12 protein-coding genes are annotated in these 16,529 nt (G+C 41.1%); 1 reads left to right on the top strand and 11 read right to left on the bottom strand.

Going from position 1 to position 16,529, the window contains the following annotated elements:
- Positions 1-75: 75 nt before the first annotated feature.
- On the bottom strand, positions 76-2,763 hold the full coding sequence (locus tag AA0X71_RS14720) for a calcium-translocating P-type ATPase, SERCA-type (RefSeq protein ID WP_413356053.1): 2,688 nt from the start codon (positions 2,761-2,763) through the stop codon (positions 76-78).
- A gap of 301 nt (positions 2,764-3,064) precedes the next feature.
- Between AA0X71_RS14720 and AA0X71_RS14725 the strand changes: the two genes are divergently transcribed.
- Positions 3,065-4,774, top strand: coding sequence for an NFACT family protein (locus AA0X71_RS14725; protein ID WP_413356054.1), 1,710 nt, complete (start codon positions 3,065-3,067; stop codon positions 4,772-4,774).
- A 28-nt stretch (positions 4,775-4,802) separates the two neighbouring features.
- On the opposite strand, the gene pyrE is transcribed toward AA0X71_RS14725, so the two are convergent.
- From pyrE to pyrR, 10 genes are all read right to left on the bottom strand, one after another.
- Complete coding sequence (pyrE, locus tag AA0X71_RS14730; protein ID WP_413356055.1) at positions 4,803-5,435, bottom strand: orotate phosphoribosyltransferase; 633 nt, start codon at positions 5,433-5,435, stop codon at positions 4,803-4,805.
- The gene (gene pyrF, locus AA0X71_RS14735; RefSeq protein WP_413356056.1) at positions 5,432-6,148 is read right to left on the bottom strand and encodes an orotidine-5'-phosphate decarboxylase; all 717 of its coding nucleotides are present in this window, start codon (positions 6,146-6,148) and stop codon (positions 5,432-5,434) included. Before pyrF ends, pyrE begins: the two co-directional genes overlap by 4 nt.
- A gap of 1 nt (position 6,149) precedes the next feature.
- Complete coding sequence (locus tag AA0X71_RS14740) at positions 6,150-7,061, bottom strand: dihydroorotate dehydrogenase (RefSeq protein ID WP_413356057.1); 912 nt, start codon at positions 7,059-7,061, stop codon at positions 6,150-6,152.
- Positions 7,058-7,834, bottom strand: a complete 777-nt coding sequence (locus AA0X71_RS14745; RefSeq protein WP_413356058.1) for a dihydroorotate dehydrogenase electron transfer subunit — start codon at positions 7,832-7,834, stop codon at positions 7,058-7,060. The genes AA0X71_RS14740 and AA0X71_RS14745 overlap by 4 nt, the downstream gene beginning before the upstream one ends.
- Positions 7,831-11,043 (bottom strand): carbamoyl-phosphate synthase large subunit, encoded by a 3,213-nt coding sequence (carB, locus tag AA0X71_RS14750; RefSeq protein ID WP_413356059.1) that lies wholly within the window; start codon positions 11,041-11,043, stop codon positions 7,831-7,833. Before carB ends, AA0X71_RS14745 begins: the two co-directional genes overlap by 4 nt.
- Positions 11,022-12,125 carry a carbamoyl phosphate synthase small subunit gene (locus tag AA0X71_RS14755; protein ID WP_413356060.1) on the bottom strand — a complete coding sequence of 368 codons (1,104 nt, stop codon included), beginning with the start codon at positions 12,123-12,125 and terminating at the stop codon, positions 11,022-11,024. Before AA0X71_RS14755 ends, carB begins: the two co-directional genes overlap by 22 nt.
- Positions 12,122-13,408, bottom strand: coding sequence for a dihydroorotase (locus AA0X71_RS14760; RefSeq protein ID WP_413356061.1), 1,287 nt, complete (start codon positions 13,406-13,408; stop codon positions 12,122-12,124). The genes AA0X71_RS14755 and AA0X71_RS14760 overlap by 4 nt, the downstream gene beginning before the upstream one ends.
- Entirely contained in the window at positions 13,371-14,303 is a 933-nt protein-coding gene (locus AA0X71_RS14765; protein ID WP_413356062.1) for an aspartate carbamoyltransferase catalytic subunit, read from the bottom strand. The genes AA0X71_RS14760 and AA0X71_RS14765 overlap by 38 nt, the downstream gene beginning before the upstream one ends.
- Positions 14,304-14,464: 161 nt before the next feature.
- A complete protein-coding gene (locus AA0X71_RS14770; protein WP_413356063.1) occupies positions 14,465-15,781 on the bottom strand; it encodes a solute carrier family 23 protein in 1,317 nt (438 codons plus the stop codon).
- A 128-nt stretch (positions 15,782-15,909) separates the two neighbouring features.
- Positions 15,910-16,452, bottom strand: coding sequence for a bifunctional pyr operon transcriptional regulator/uracil phosphoribosyltransferase PyrR (gene pyrR / locus AA0X71_RS14775; protein ID WP_413356064.1), 543 nt, complete (start codon positions 16,450-16,452; stop codon positions 15,910-15,912).
- Positions 16,453-16,529: the final 77 nt, after the last annotated feature.

Here is a 16,529-nt window from a genome sequence, read left to right on the forward strand (position 1 = left end):
GTCTATTAACAAAAATAGCCCATTGAAAAAGGTAATAGAGCCAGCGCTCTATTACCTTTTGGATTATAACATAGTTTACTTTCTTTTTCTTGCCAAAAATGTTCCCGCCAGTAAAAAAGTTGGAGCCGCTGCTAAACCAAGAATCATAATCCAGTCCTTTGCTAAAATTGGAACGGTATGAAATATCGGTTGTAATGGTGGGTAATAGATGACGACAAACATTAAAGCAACGGATGAAATAACAGACCAAACTAAATACATATTTCCGAAAGGATTGCGGGCAAAAATCGATTTATCACTCCGACAATCAAATACATGAATTAGCTGTGCCATAACTAACGTAGCAAAAGCTACTGTTTGTGCGTAAGCTAAATGGTCTGGATTTTCATTATGCGCTATCATAAAGGCAATCAATGTAGCAACACCAATTAAGAAACCACGCGAGACGACCTTCCACCCTAAGCCCCTAGCAAAAATTCCTTCTCTTGGATCCCTCGGTTTCCGCTTCATCACATCCCCTTCTGGCTGATCAAGACCTAAAGCCATTGCTGGTAAGCCATCCGTGACGAGATTAACCCAGAGAATTTGGATAGGAACGAGTGGTAACGGTAATGCCAAAAGCATGGCAAAGAGCATAACAAGAATTTCACCGACATTTGACGCTAATAAGTAACGAATAAATTTGCGGACATTTTCATAAATATTGCGCCCTTCCTTAATGGCCGCTTTAATTGTTGCAAAGTTGTCATCTAATAGTACCAGAGCTGAGGCTTCCTTTGCCACATCTGTTCCTGTTACCCCCATCGCTACTCCAATATCAGCAGTCTTAATGGCAGGTGCATCATTGACTCCATCCCCTGTCATGGCCACAATATGTCCTCGATTTTGGAAAGCACGAACAATTTTTAACTTATGCTCAGGTGATACGCGAGCGAAAACAGCCACATCGTCTACCACATCTTCTAACTCTTCTATCGACATTTTGGATAAGGCATTTCCATCTAACACTCTCATATTTTTCGTAAGGATTCCCAATTGGGTGGCAATGGCCTTTGCTGTAATTACATGATCTCCAGTAATCATGACTGTTTTAATTCCCGCTTCCTTACACTCTTTAACCGCTTTTTTCACCTCAGGTCTTGGAGGGTCGATCATCCCTTGTAACCCAATAAAGGTTAAAGCTTTCTCCGCTTCCTTTTCATCTAGAATCATTGTTTTGGCGGGTATTTCTTTAAATCCGATCGCAATCGTTCGCAGTGCATTTGAAGCTAATTCATCGATTGCTGCCTGCACATCATTTTTTCTGTCTGTAGATAAAATCTGACGTTTTCCCTCCCAAAGAATCAATTCGCTAATACCGACCATCACGTCTGGGGCACCTTTTGTCACAATAAATTGACGCCCATTTTGATCCTTTATAATGATAGACATTAGCTTTCTAGTGGAATCGAATGGAAACTCTTGTACAATCTTAAATTGCTTTAATAGGCTTTCACGATTGTAGCCTGCCTTCATTGCCGCTACGAGCAAGGCTCCTTCGGTTGGATCGCCATCAACCATATATTCATTTTTTTCCTTTTTCTTTAATGTCGCATGATTACAGATCATTCCGAACATGAGCATTTGTTGGATCGATTTTTCTCGGCTCACATCTTCTGGTCTCTCTTGCCCACCTCGGTAGAAGCTTCCATGTGGATCATAGCCTACTCCATCTACTCTCCAAGTAGTCCCTCCACTCCAAAGATGGGTAACAGTCATCTTGTTTTGCGTCATCGTACCCGTTTTATCAGAACAAATGACAGACGCACAGCCTAATGTTTCTACAGCCGGGAGCTTTCGAACGATTGCATTTTTCTTAATCATCCGTTGGACTCCCAGTGAAAGTGCAACGGTCACGATAGCTGGCAGACCCTCTGGAATAGCTGCAACCGCTAGTGAAACACCTGCTAAAAACATCGTATAAAGATCATGTCCTTGGATGACTCCAACAAGAACGACTAAAACAGTAAGTAATAAGGCTACAATGATGAGGATTTTTCCGAGTTGCTGAAGCTTTCTTTGTAATGGCGTAATCATCGTCTCCGCATTTTGCAACAGGTCTGCAATCTGGCCCATTGCTGTCTTCATACCAGTACCGACGACAACCCCAATCCCTGAACCTCTCGTCACCATTGTGCCCATAAAGGCCATGTTTTCCATATCACCAATACCAATATTCTCTTTTCCAATCACTTCCGTTGTTTTTGATACTGGAAGAGATTCACCTGTTAAGGCAGATTCTTCAATTTCCAAACTTTTTGATTCTATTACTCTTACATCTGCACCAATTCTGTCCCCGGAGGTAAATTTAACGACATCCCCTGGAACAAGTTCCTTTGAGGGGATCTTCACCCATTCACCGTCTCTCAAGACCATCACATGTGGTGCAGACAGTTCTTTTAACGCTTGTAATGATTTCTCCGCTTTCCTCTCCTGAAAAAAGCCTAGAAAACCATTAATGATGACGATGGCAATAATAGCAATCGCATCGATATATTCTCCTAACAATCCGGAAATTAAGACAGCCCCTAATAGAACAAGAACCATAAAATCCTTAAATTGACTAAAAAATAAAAGTAATGCCGACTGCTTTTCTCCTTCATCTAATTCATTATACCCTTGCTGTTTCATTCGTTTCCTCGCATCATTACTTGATAGACCGTTAGAAAAGTCGGTATTCAAGACCTTTTCAATATCTTGTTCTTTCATCTCATGGTACTTCATCCGACCATTTCACTCCTCCTCCAGCGTTGTGTAGCCTTTCAAATCACTGTTTATATTTGTGATAGAATGCAAACTCACTCTAAAGAAAGCTTATTCAGACTCGTCCTAAAAAATGCTACAATAAACTCAAATTTGAGAAGAGAAAAAAACTACTGTTTCCGGCATTTTGAATTAAAGATTCCGTTTGGGGATCAGGTTAAAGTGGTTACGAGAGTTTAAGGACAAGACATCCAGATTCGTTTTTTCCTTAAAAATAGGCTATGATTAAGGATGAGATTTTAGAAAGAAGAGGATGTTACATATGTCATTTGACGGTGTTTTTACAAGAGCGATTACGCATGAATTTTCTTCCCTTTTAAAAGGAGGAAGAATCAATAAAATACATCAACCTTTTAAAAATGAAATTGTCTTAATCATTCGTGCCAACGGAAAGAATCACAAATTGCTTATTTCCGTTCATCCGAGCTATGCGAGGGCTCAATTAACGAATGAAAGCTATGAAAATCCAAATGAGCCACCGATGTTTTGTATGCTCCTTAGAAAACATCTCGAAGGTTTCATTCTAGAGGATATTCATCAAGTCGGAATGGATCGGATCATTGTCTTTGACGTAAAAGGACGAAATGAGATTGGGGATATTTCTTCAAAGCAATTAATTGTCGAGATTATGGGGCGGCATAGCAATATTATTTTAGTAGATAAGACGAGAAATATGATTCTAGACAGCATCAAGCATATCTCTTACGCGGTAAACAGCCATAGAGCGATCATGCCAGGACAGGAATATATCGCTCCTCCTGTGCAAAACAAGGAAAATCCACTGGAAGCAACAGAGGAAGATATTTTAAGAAAATTAGACTTTAATGCTGGTAAATTGGATAAGCAACTCGTTGAACAATTCGCCGGAATTTCTCCTCTACTTGCGAAAGAGATTGTGTTTCATGCGGGAATCGCCAATAGAGCGACGATTCCAAAAGCGTTCGTAGAAGTGTTAAGCAAAATAGAAGAGTATCGCTACGAGCCAGCGATTACGATGAAGGATAAGAAGGAATTCTTTTATCTCTTCCCACTCGAACACTTGAATGGAGAAAGCAAAAGCTATGATTCCTTAAGTGATCTACTCGACCGCTATTATTTCGGTAAAGCAGATCGAGACAGAGTGAAGCAGCAAGCCACTGATTTAGAGAGATTCATTTTGAATGAAAAAGATAAAAATGAAAAGAAAATTAAAAAGCTTCAAGCTACGATCGATGAAGCGAAGAATGCGAGCCAGCATCAACTTTACGGTGAATTATTAACAGCTAATCTTTATGCCCTTGAAAAAGGAATGAAGGAAATCGAGGTCATCAATTATTATGATGAGAATAGTGGAACGGTTATGATCCCATTAAATCCGCAGAAGACCCCATCTGAAAACGCGCAGAGATTTTTCACCCGATATCAGAAAGCCAAAACAGCTCTCGTGATGGCAAGTGAACAATTGGAAAAAGCAAAGGAAGAGGTTGCCTATTTCGATTCTCTCCTACAGCAAGTCGAAACAGCCTCAACAAAGGACATCTCTGAAATCCGCGAGGAACTGATTGAAGGTGGCTACTTACGGGATCGGCAAAAGAAAGGCAACAAAAATAGTAAAAATGCCAAGCCCATTTTGGAAAAATACACGTCTACAGACGGAACAGAAATTCTCGTCGGCAAAAATAATAAGCAAAATGATTATTTAACGAATAAAGTAGCCGGTAAGGACGAAATTTGGCTCCATACGAAGGATATTCCTGGTTCCCATGTGGTCATTCGAAGTGCAAATCCTTCTAAAGAGACGATTCTTGAAGCGGCTCAGCTCTCGGCCTATTTTAGTAAAGCGAGAAGTTCTAGTTCTGTCCCTGTTGATTTTACGCAAATTCGCCACGTCAAGAAGCCAAGTGGTGCAAAGCCTGGCTATGTTATATACGACAATCAGCAAACGGTGTATGTGACACCAGAGGAAGATACAGTGTTACGATTGAAAAAATAGAAGACAGGCACTTGCCTGTCTTCATTCATTATTGATGCACTTTCCCCCACCCAGCTGGGTCCTTTTTCCATTCTGCTAGGCTTGCTAAATCCTTCTCTTGTATATGGCCTTTTTCTTCTGCTACTCCGATTAAGGTTGAGAAGTCAGACAGAGAATAAGCCGTAATGTTTGCTTCCGCAAGGAGTTCTTTCCCTTTTTCTAGTTCATAAGTAAAAATGGATACGACTCCTAAAACTTCACAGCCTGCCTCTCTCAATGCGGCAACTGCAGTAATGACGCTTCCACCAGTAGAAATCAAATCTTCTACGACGACCACTTTTTGTCCTTCTACTGCTTTACCTTCAATTTGCTTTCCTTTTCCATGACCCTTTGCCTTTGAACGTACATAGCACATTGGAAGGTCAAGTAAGTCACTTACCCATGCTGCATGGGGAATTCCTGCGGTTGCCGTACCTGCTACAAGTTCAGCAGTAGGGAATTTCTCCACAATTAACTCTTTCAATCCAATTGCAATTTCTTTCCGAACATGGGGATAAGATAGGGTTAAACGATTGTCACAGTAAATCGGTGACTTAAGACCAGAGGACCAAGTAAAAGGTTCGTCAGGTTTTAAGGCAACTGCTTCTATTTCTAGTAATCTTTCAGCGATGATTTTTTTCATACTCGTACACCTTCCCATGATTGTTTGTAAGCTTGATAGCTTTTGAATGGATCTTCCGCCTTCGTAATTCCACGTCCAACAACGATTGCCGAAACACCGGCTGCCCTTGCTTCATCAGGTGTCGCCACCCTTTTTTGGTCCCGCACAAGATCAGAACCTAAGCGAATTCCTGGGGTCACCGTTAGAAATTCATTTCCTAGATGCTGGCGAATCATGGCCACTTCATGGGATGAACAAACGACTCCATCGATTCCAGATTCCTGTGCAATTAGGGAATAATGAAGTACAGATTCCTGAAGTGTCGCTTCAATAAGTTGCTCGCTTTTCATTTGCTGTTCTGATGTACTTGTTAACTGAGTGACAGCAATGCAAGATGGTCTCTTCTCTCCAGCCTTCGTTCCAGCCTCCAATCCTTCAAGAGCAGCCATCATCATTTCTTTTCCCCCTGCCGCATGAACGTTGACAAGGTCACAGCCTAATTTCGCTAACCCTTTCATCGCACTGTACACAGTGTTTGGGATATCATGTAGCTTCAAATCGAGAAAAATTTGATGCTCTTTTTCTTTTATTTCTTGGATGATTTGAGGACCTTCCTGATAAAAAAGCTCCATGCCAACCTTTACAAAAAGCTTCTCGTCCTGAAACTGATGTAAAAATTGGATTACCTCATTCTTATTCGGAAAATCAAGGGCGATAATAAGGGGGTTATTCAATTTACTTCCAGCTCCTTCCAGTACATTCGGAAATATGGTCATACCCAAGTTGATCTAGTAATTCTGGTAAATCTTTTATGATTTTCGGGCAAACGAATGGGTCTACAAAGTTTGCCGTTCCCACAGCGATAGCACTTGCACCTGCATAGAAAAATTCAATCACATCTTCTGCTGATTCGATGCCACCCATTCCAATAATCGGAATATTCACTTGTTGACTTACCTCGTGAATCATCCGAATCGCTACCGGTTTAATCGCTGGTCCTGAAAGTCCGCCTGTTTTATTCGCTAATATCGGCTGGGCTGTTTTTAAATCAAGTCTCATTCCAAGTAAAGTGTTAATCATCGTTAGTCCGTCTGCTCCACCATCTTCCACCGCTTTTGCCATCTCAACGATATTTGTCACATTTGGTGAAAGTTTCACATAAACGGGAACCGCTGATACTTCTTTTACTTTTTTCGTTAAGCTTTTCCCTACTTCTGGAATCGTTCCAAAAGCAATGCCTCCCGTCTTCACATTTGGACAGGAAATATTCAATTCGAGGGCATGGACATTTGGTGCAGTGGATATTCGCTTAGCGACTTCCACATAATCCTCTTCTGTAGAACCAGCGACATTGGCGATAATCGGCACATCAAACTGTTCTAACCATGGCAACTCCTTGTTCATAACTCCTTCAAGCCCTGGATTTTGCAAGCCAATCGCATTTAACATTCCTGCTGCTGTTTCCGCCACTCGAGGAGTTGGATTGCCGAAGCGAGGTTCTGCTGTCGTGGCTTTAATCATAATCGCTCCTAAATCGCTCAAATTGTATAAGCCACCAAACTCTCTGCCAAAGCCAAAGCATCCAGAAGCAGGCATGACCGGATTTTTTAAGTGTAAGCCTGGTAATTGTGTTTCTAATCGATTCATAGCACTACCTCCCCTGCTTTAAACACCGGTCCATCCGTACAGACCTTTTTGTAGGAATACCCTGTTGGATCGTCAGCAGTACGGCACACACAAGCAAAGCAAGCGCCAATGCCACAACCCATTCTTTCTTCTAAGGAAAGATAAACTTTTTTATGAGAGGCATAGCCGCCTTCTATGGCCTTTAACATAGCCGTTGGTCCGCAAGAATAAATCGTATCAAAATGTAAATCCTTAATAACGTCTGTCACAAAGCCTTTTGTTCCGTAAGAACCATCAACCGTAGTGATATAGGTCGGTCCTAAACTTTTAAATTTATCTTCATAGAACACCGCTGCTTGATCTTGAAAGCCAAGCACATGAATGACGTTTACGCCCTTTTTCACAAGTTGCTTTGATAACTCATACAATGGAGGTACTCCAATTCCACCTCCGACGAGAAGAGCCGTCTCTCCTGCCTTTGTTTCCTCGACTGGAAATCCCTGTCCTAATGGACCAAGAATATCGACTGTTTCAGAGGTCTTTTTTGAAGACAAAATGCTTGTTCCGCGCCCATCTTTACGATAAATCAATGTGAATTCCTGATTTTCCTGATCGATATGAGCAATACTGATCGGTCTTCGGAGCAATGGGTCGTAACCTTGTGCGACCTTCACATGAACAAATTGACCTGGCTCATTCATCTGGGAAGAGAGCTCACCACGAAGGATGAGCTCATAAATATTTTCTGCTATTTCTCTTTGTGAAACGATGGCACAATGTTCGTTAACTATCACAGTAAAACCGCCTCTCGTGCTTTCGTTTGTTGCCCCATTGGTTCTGCCGCGAAAGTCATCGATTCTAGGACACGAAGCATCGCTTCTGCCGTATCGAGTGATGTGAAGCAAGGAATCCCATTTTCAACAGACTCTCGACGGATTCTAAAGCCATCACGAGCCGGTTGTTTGCCCTTTGTTAAGGTGTTAATAACCATTTGTGCATTCCCATTGCGAATGACATCTAATAGGTCTGGACCATCCGTTCCAATCTTATCTACAACTTTGACTGGGATCCCAGCTGATTTTAATAATTCTGCTGTTCCACTTGTAGCCATTAATTGAAAGCCGATGGACGCAAATCTTCTGGCGATTTGAAGAGACTCTTCTTTATCTTTGTCCGCAACTGTCATCAGTACATTTCCGTGCGACTGTATTTTCATCCCAGAAGCGACAAGACCTTTATACAACGCTTTTTCTAACGTGCTGTCTTTGCCCATGACTTCCCCAGTAGATTTCATTTCTGGACCTAATGTGATATCCACTCTTCTCAACTTTGCAAAAGAGAAGACCGGCACTTTCACATACACTCCTGATTGTTCTGGTACAAGCCCTGAATCGTATCCTTGTTCTTCAAGCGACTGACCAAGAATGACCTTAGTGGCAATTTTCGCCATTGGCACCTTCGTAATTTTGCTTAAAAATGGAACGGTACGACTTGAACGAGGATTGACCTCAATGACGAATACTTCCCCTTTCGAGATGACGTATTGAATGTTCAAGAGTCCAATGATCCCTAAACCTTTTGCCAACTTTTCCGTATAGTCAACGAGCGTATTTTTGATTTCTGGCGTTAAACTTTGTGGTGGATAGACTGCAATCGAATCACCTGAGTGAACCCCAGCTCTTTCAATATGCTCCATAATCCCTGGAATCAAGACGCTCTCTCCATCACAAATAGCATCAATCTCAATTTCTTTTCCAGTTAAATAGCGGTCAATGAGAACCGGGTGCTCTGGATTGATTTTGACTGCATTTTTCATATAATGTAAAAGTTCTTCCTCATGATAAACGATTTCCATCGCCCGTCCTCCAAGGACATAAGAAGGTCGAACTAGCACCGGATAGCCAATATTAGCAGCAATTTTCACCGCTTCTTCAACAGATAATGCCGTTTTCCCTTTTGGCTGTGGGATATTTAAACGAGACAGAGCATGTTCAAACTTATCTCTATCCTCTGCTCCATCGATATTCTCAAGGGATGTTCCGAGAATGTTCACGCCACGCTCGACAAGCTTAGATGCAAGATTAATCGCCGTTTGTCCTCCGAACTGGACGACCACTCCTTCTGGCTTTTCTAAATCGATGATATGCATAACATCCTCGATCGTTAGTGGTTCGAAGTAGAGTTTATCTGAAATACTAAAATCAGTTGAAACTGTTTCAGGGTTGCTGTTAATAATGATGGCTTCATAGCCTGCTTCCTTAATCGCCCATACGGCATGAACGGTGGAGTAATCAAACTCTATCCCTTGCCCAATTCGAATTGGACCAGAACCTAACACAACGACACTTTTCTTATCCGTTACAATCGACTCATTTTCATCTTCGTAAGAACCATAATAGTACGGTGTTTCAGATTCAAACTCGGCTGCACATGTGTCGACCATCTTATAAACTGGTAAAATCCCTTGTTCTTTACGCCATTCATAGATTTCAAGCTCACTACAATTCCAAATTTCGGCGAGTGCTATATCCGAAAAGCCCTTTTCTTTTGCTTTTTTCCCTACTTCTAAATCAAAGTGATGGTTAGCAATTTCTTGTTCAAATTTGATGATTTTCTCCATTTTGTGTAGGAAAAAGAGGTCAATTTGGCTCCAGTCGTGAATCGTTGCAATGCTGTACCCTCTTCTTAACGCTTCTCCGATATAAAACAGTCTTTCGTCCCCTGCTTTGCGGATGCGCTTTTCCAATAACTCATTATTGATTTCGTCTGCATCGTTAAGAGCTAAATGGAAAACGCCTGCTTCAAGAGAGCGAATTGCTTTTAGCAATGACTCTTCAAATGTACGCCCGATCGCCATGACTTCTCCTGTAGCTTTCATTTGCGTACCGAGATTTCGCTTGGCTGAATCAAATTTATCAAATGGCCAGCGTGGGATTTTTGTCACGATGTAATCAAGAGCTGGCTCAAAGCTTGCATATGTTTTCCCTGTAATAGGATTCATCATTTCGTCTAATGTAAGTCCTACTGCTATTTTCGCAGCAAGCTTAGCGATTGGATAGCCCGTTGCTTTTGACGCTAATGCTGATGAACGACTAACCCTTGGATTGACTTCGATAATGTAGTATTGAAAGCTATATGGGTCTAACGCTAACTGAACATTACAGCCGCCTTCGATTCCCAAAGCTCGAATAATTTTTAAAGATGTGTTACGGAGAAGCTGGTATTCTCGATCGCTTAACGTTTGGCTTGGAGCAACAACAATCGAATCCCCTGTGTGAACACCGACGGGGTCAATATTCTCCATATTACAAACGACAATCGCATTGTCATTAGCATCTCTCATAACTTCGTACTCTATTTCCTTGAAGCCCGCAATGCTTTTTTCTAATAAACATTGGGTTACAGGGCTATATTTCAAGCCGCTTTGTACCGTTTCAATCAGTTCTGCTTCGTTATGGCAAATTCCGCCACCTGTTCCACCTAATGTAAAGGCAGGCCGAACAATGACCGGATACCCTACTGTTTGCACAAACTGGTAAGCTTCTTCTAAGTTGTGGATGATGTCACTTTCAGGAACTGGCTCTCCTAATTCATTCATTAATGTTCGAAAAAGATCCCTGTCTTCCGCTTGTTCTATCGCTGTTAACTTTGTACCTAATATTTCGACGCCACATTCTTCAAGTACTCCTGATTTTGCAAGTTCGACTGCAAGGTTTAAACCTGTTTGCCCACCTAATGTTGGCACGATAGCATCGGGACGTTCTTTACGAATAATGCGGCTAACGAATTCTAGAGTAAGTGGCTCAATATAGACGACATCAGCCATTTCTGTATCTGTCATGATCGTCGCAGGGTTTGAATTAACGAGAATTACTTTGTAGCCCTCTTCCTTTAATGCGATACATGCTTGTGTTCCGGCATAATCAAATTCCGCTGCTTGACCGATGACAATCGGTCCTGAACCGATCACTAGTATGCTGTTTATATCTCTACGCTTTGGCATTTGTTTGCACCACTTTCCTCAGATTCTATTAAGTTAAGAAACTCATTAAAAAGGTAATTTGCATCCTCTGGCCCTGGAGATGCTTCAGGGTGATACTGGACCGTAAAGGCAGGAACATCCTTATGCTTTAAGCCTTCGATCGTCCCGTCATTTAGAGCGATATGTGTTACTTCTAAACGAGTGTTTCTAATGGACTCCTCTTCCACTGTATAACCATGATTTTGTGAAGTGATCGCAACTTTGCCAGTTCGCAAATCTTTTACAGGGTGATTAGACCCCCTATGGCCAAACTTCATCTTTTCTGTATTGGCACCACATGCTAATGCAAATAGTTGATGACCTAAACAAATCCCGAACATTGGCACCTTCCCTAGAATTCCTTTAATCATTTCAATCGCTTCTGGAACATCCTTTGGATCCCCAGGTCCATTTGAAAGCATAACTCCATCTGGGTTTAAAGCCAAGATTTCCTCAGCTGTTACATGGTAAGGAACAACCAGCACATCACAATTTCGATTATTCAACTCGCGTAGTATTCCATGCTTCATTCCAAAATCTACAAGGACGACTCTCTTTCCTCTTCCAGGGCTTGGATAAGGTGTTTTCGTAGAAACTTGCTTCACTTGGTCGTTTCTTAATGGAGTAGTTCTTAATTGTTGTAAAACAGCTTGAACATTTTCTTCAATATGACAGATGGCACCTTTTAATGTTCCGTGTTGACGAATAATTCTTGTTAATTTTCTTGTATCAATTCCGCCAATTCCCGGGATATTTTTACTTTGAAAATATTCATTCAATGAAATTTGATTTCGCCAATTGGACGGGAAATCTGCTACTTCCTTGACGATAAAACCAGAAATCGCTGGGGTGATAGACTCAAAATCATCGCGATTGATTCCGTAATTACCGATTAAAGGATAAGTCAGTGTAACAATTTGCCCACAATAAGATGGGTCAGATAAGATTTCTTGATAGCCAGTCATTCCTGTATTAAAGACGACTTCTCCTAGTGTTCTTTTGTCACTCCCAAATCCTTCTCCTAAAAGTACGCTTCCATCTTCTAGAATTAATTGTCTTTTCATGCCTGCACTCGCTCCTTGTTGTAAACAATTTTTCCATCAACGATTGTCAGTTGTGGCCAGCCTGCACACTCCCATCCTGTAAATGGAGTATTTTTTCCTTTTGATAAGAAATTTCCTGGTTCAATTTTTTCAATATGTTCTAAATCGATTAAGGTAATATCTGCTGCTTTTCCAACTTCTAGTCTTCCATATGGTAGTCCAAAAGCATCAGCTGGTTTTATCGTTAAATAATCAATAAGCTGTTTTAACGTAATTAAGCCATCTTTAACAAAATAAGTATAGAGGAGTGGAAATGCTGTTTCTAGGCCGACAATTCCAAACGGCGCTAACGCCATTCCTTCACCCTTTTCTTCTACTGTGTGAGGCGCATGGTCTGTCGCAATAAAGTCAATCGTTCCATCAAGTAGACCTTCAATCAAAGCCTCCCGATCCTCTTTGCTTCTAAGTGGTGGGTTCATCTTGTAATTCGGGTCGAACCCAGGAATGTCATCCTCACATAATAAGAGGTGATGAGGTGATACTTCTGCAGTGACCTTGATTCCAGCTCGCTTCGCATCACGTACGACTCTCACCGATTCTTTTGTACTAATGTGACAAACATGATAATGACAATTTGCAGCTTCTGCTAATAGAACGTCCCGGGCAATATGTACGGATTCGCACACAGAAGGGATTCCGTTAATGCCATGTTTTTCGGAAAAATTCCCTTCGTGAACAGCCCCTTTATTAATGAGTGTGTTTTCTTCACAATGAGCGACAATTGGCATGTTGATAGCTGCTGCTTTTTTCATTGCCTCAAGCATCATTGCCGCACTTTGCACGCCTACTCCGTCATCCGTAAAAGCAAAAGCGCCTTCCTCTTTCAACTCTGCAAAGTTAGTTAGCTCTTGCCCAAGCTCCCGTACAGTAATGGATGCATATGGCAATACCCTGACGGATGCTGTTTCTTCAATTCGTTGATTCAGCCATTGTAATTGTTCCTTTGAATCTGGAACTGGTCTTGTATTCGGCATTGGAGCGACTATTGTAAAGCCACCTTTAGCAGCAGCTAATGTCCCACTTTCAATTGTTTCCTTCTTTTCCCCACCTGGCTCACGCAGATGGACATGTAAATCGATTAATCCTGGTGCAACAAGAAGTCCATTAGCATCAATAATTTCATCTGCTTCTTTCGAAAGAGACTCTCCAATTTCTTCGATCATACCGTTATCGATGAAAAGATCCCTTTTCTTTAATTCCCCTTCATTAGTAAGCAATTGGCCATTTTTGATGATGATTGACATTTACTTTTCCCCCTTGTTGTAATGCTCTTTTTAATACTGCCATCCGTACATAAACACCATTTTCCATTTGTTTAAAAATTCTTGAACGCTCACATTCGACGAGTCCATCCGCAATTTCCACATCTCGATTCACAGGTGCAGGATGCATGATAATGCTACCTGTTTTCATGCTTTTCTCTCTTTCCACCGTTAGCCCGAATTTTTGATGATATGTTTCTTGCCCCTCTTGCCCATCATCTTCATGTCTTTCATGTTGAATACGCAACAGCATGACCACATCAGATGTTGTAATTGCTTGGTCAATCTCTTCATATCGTCCATTTTCCAGCAGACTCTCATCAAACCATTCTTCTGGTCCAGAAAATACAACTTCCGCTCCTAAGCGATTTAAAATATTGGCATTGGAACGTGCTACTCGACTATGGCGGATGTCCCCAATTATCGCCACCTTTAATCCATAGAAATGACCAAATTCCTGTTGGATGGTTAGGAGATCCAATAATGACTGTGTCGGATGATGTCCACAGCCATCTCCGGCATTTAATATCGGGATATGAATTTTCCCTTCTAATTCGGCAAAATAGTTATCCTCATTATGGCGAATGACGACCGCTTCTACGCCAACTGATTGCAGTGTTCTGATTGTGTCATAAAGAGTTTCTCCTTTTAAAACACTTGAAGCATTTACTTCAAACGGGATGACCTCTAACCCTAGCTTTCTTTCAGCAACCTCAAAGCTGCATTTTGTTCTCGTACTCGGCTCAAAAAATAGATTGGCAACAAATGTTTGCTTTTCCGGTTTCCAAACAGCTCCTTCAGAAAATGCTTGCGCATCTTCTAAAATTGTTCTTACTTCTTCTAGTGATAAGGCATTCGTAGTTAATAAATGTTTCATTTAAGAGAACCCTCCTTTTTTTCGTAAAAAAACACCCTGAATTTTTTTCAGGGTGTTTTAAAGAACGCTAGCCTAAAGATAGCTATCTAACAAGAAAGCTATCTTTATTGCCAACCTATTCTCACCCTTGTAAATCTCTCGGATTTAATTAAAAGGTGTACCTATGCAACATCATGGTTATCAACTTCATCTTCTAATTCGTTATTTCCTTTATCTCGGCCAGGAAGGACGATGTTCAGTATCACCCCAACAATGGCAGCTAAAGCCATTCCTTCAACACTAAATGCTTCTGAAATTTCTAGAGCTGCTCCACCGATTCCTAATACTAAAATGACAGAAGAGATAACTAAATTTCGGTTGTTTCCAAAATCAATCTTACTATCGACAAGCATACGTAATCCGCTTGATGCGATGATTCCAAAGAGTAAAATGGAGATTCCACCAAGAACTGCTGTCGGAATCGTTTGGATGAAGGCCATTGCTTTTCCAACGAATGAGAAGAGGATGGCAATCACTGCTGCACCAAAAATCACATAGACAGAATAAACTCTTGTTATCGCTAATACTCCGATATTTTCTCCATAAGTTGTTTTTGGGGGTCCTCCTAAAAATGCGCTGATGAATGTTCCTAATCCATCGGCAACAATGGAACGATGTAATCCTGGGTCTTTAATATAATTGCGATTAACGACTCTTCCTAATACTAATTGGTGTCCGATATGCTCAGAGATGGTCACAAAGACGATTGGAACCATTGCAAGCAGGATGGAAGAGGTAATCGAAAATTCGTAATGAATCCCTGGGAATAAGAAGTCTGGCATAGCGAACCAATTGGCTTCTTTTACTGCTGTAAAATCAACGATACCGACAATGGCTGAGTAGATATAACCAACGATTAATCCTAGTAAAATCGGCATTGCACTTAAAATATTCTTAAAATATACGGTGAAGATAATGGCTGAGAATAGTGTTACAAGTGCTGCTGTAAAGTGTAAGAAATTATATTTCCCATCAACATTCATGGCCATATCTACTGCTGTTCCTGCTAATCCAAGTCCGATAACCATTATCACTGGTGCGACGACAATCGGTGGTAAAAGACGCATTAACCATTTATAGCCTGTTTTCCAAATTACGAGTGAGACAACCCCGTAGGTAACCCCTACTGCCATTGCACCTATCATGGCATTGCCAGGATTGACACTCATTCCGTTATCATCAAGTCCGCCAGCAGCGATTAGAATCGGTGCGATGAAAGCAAAGGAAGAACCTAGATAAGCTGGTACTTTAAATTGTGTAATGAATAAGAACAAAATCGTGGCAATCCCACTTGTAAGTAGTGCGATTGCTGGGCTCAATCCGACTAATTTAGGAACTAAAATCGTTGCTCCAAACATTGCAAACATATGTTGGAAGCTTAGGGTAATCATTTGTCCTGCTGTTGGTTTTTCATGAATGTCTAGTACTGGTCTGTTCATTTCAATTTCCCCCCATAAAAATACCTCTTTGAAAATTTCTTTCAAAGAGGCTAGGCGAAAGAGTATAAGGGTACCCCTTATACAATTCCTTTTGCTAGCCTCTCTGGACTACAATTAAAAGGTGATGCTTATTTTTCATATATGCTTACTTGTTCACGCTCATCAATTTCGGTTAACTCCACGACAATTTTTTCTGAGCTTGAAGTTGGGATGTTTTTCCCTACATAGTCAGCTCGTATCGGCAGTTCCCTATGTCCGCGGTCTACTAATACCGCAAGCTGGACTGATGATGGTCTGCCAATATCCACTAAAGCATCTAGTGCTGCACGTACTGTTCTTCCTGTATACAATACATCATCCACTAAAATGACTTTTTGGTTATTTACATCTTGAGGAACATCAGATCCTTTTACAAGTGGTTCTTGATTCTCTGTTTTTGTCGTTAAATCATCTCGATATAGGGTGATATCTATTTCGCCGACCGGAATTTCAGTTCCTTCAATTTGATGAATTCGTTCAGCGAGACGTTGGGCTAAATAAATCCCTCTCGTACGGATACCAATAAGTATACAGCCTTCTATGCCTTTATTTTTCTCGATGATTTCATGAGCTATTCTCGTTAATGCTCGTCTTATCGCTTGTTCATCTAGCACGACTGCTTTTTTAGACATTTATCCACACCCTTTTACGAACTTTTCTCTATTTTAAAAAAATCCTCTCACCGTAAAGGCGAGAGGATAGACGAATA

The organism is Robertmurraya phoenicis (assembly GCF_047302285.1).
Classification (GTDB): Bacteria; Bacillota; Bacilli; order Bacillales; family Cytobacillaceae; genus Robertmurraya.

Excerpts from the sequence above, each read along its gene's own strand:
- AA0X71_RS14760 (WP_413356061.1), bottom strand. The coding sequence starts at position 13,408 with ATGTCAATCATCATCAAAAATGGCCAATTGCTTACTAATGAAGGGGAA.
- pyrR (WP_413356064.1), bottom strand. The coding sequence starts at position 16,452 with ATGTCTAAAAAAGCAGTCGTGCTAGATGAACAAGCGATAAGACGAGCA.
- carB (WP_413356059.1), bottom strand. The coding sequence starts at position 11,043 with ATGCCAAAGCGTAGAGATATAAACAGCATACTAGTGATCGGTTCAGGA.
- AA0X71_RS14740 (WP_413356057.1), bottom strand. The coding sequence starts at position 7,061 with ATGAATCGATTAGAAACACAATTACCAGGCTTACACTTAAAAAATCCG.
- AA0X71_RS14770 (WP_413356063.1), bottom strand. The coding sequence starts at position 15,781 with ATGAACAGACCAGTACTAGACATTCATGAAAAACCAACAGCAGGACAA.
- pyrE (WP_413356055.1), bottom strand. The coding sequence starts at position 5,435 with ATGAAAAAAATCATCGCTGAAAGATTACTAGAAATAGAAGCAGTTGCC.
- AA0X71_RS14755 (WP_413356060.1), bottom strand. The coding sequence starts at position 12,125 with ATGAAAAGACAATTAATTCTAGAAGATGGAAGCGTACTTTTAGGAGAA.
- AA0X71_RS14720 (WP_413356053.1), bottom strand. The coding sequence starts at position 2,763 with ATGAAGTACCATGAGATGAAAGAACAAGATATTGAAAAGGTCTTGAAT.
- AA0X71_RS14765 (WP_413356062.1), bottom strand. The coding sequence starts at position 14,303 with ATGAAACATTTATTAACTACGAATGCCTTATCACTAGAAGAAGTAAGA.
- AA0X71_RS14725 (WP_413356054.1), top strand. The coding sequence starts at position 3,065 with ATGTCATTTGACGGTGTTTTTACAAGAGCGATTACGCATGAATTTTCT.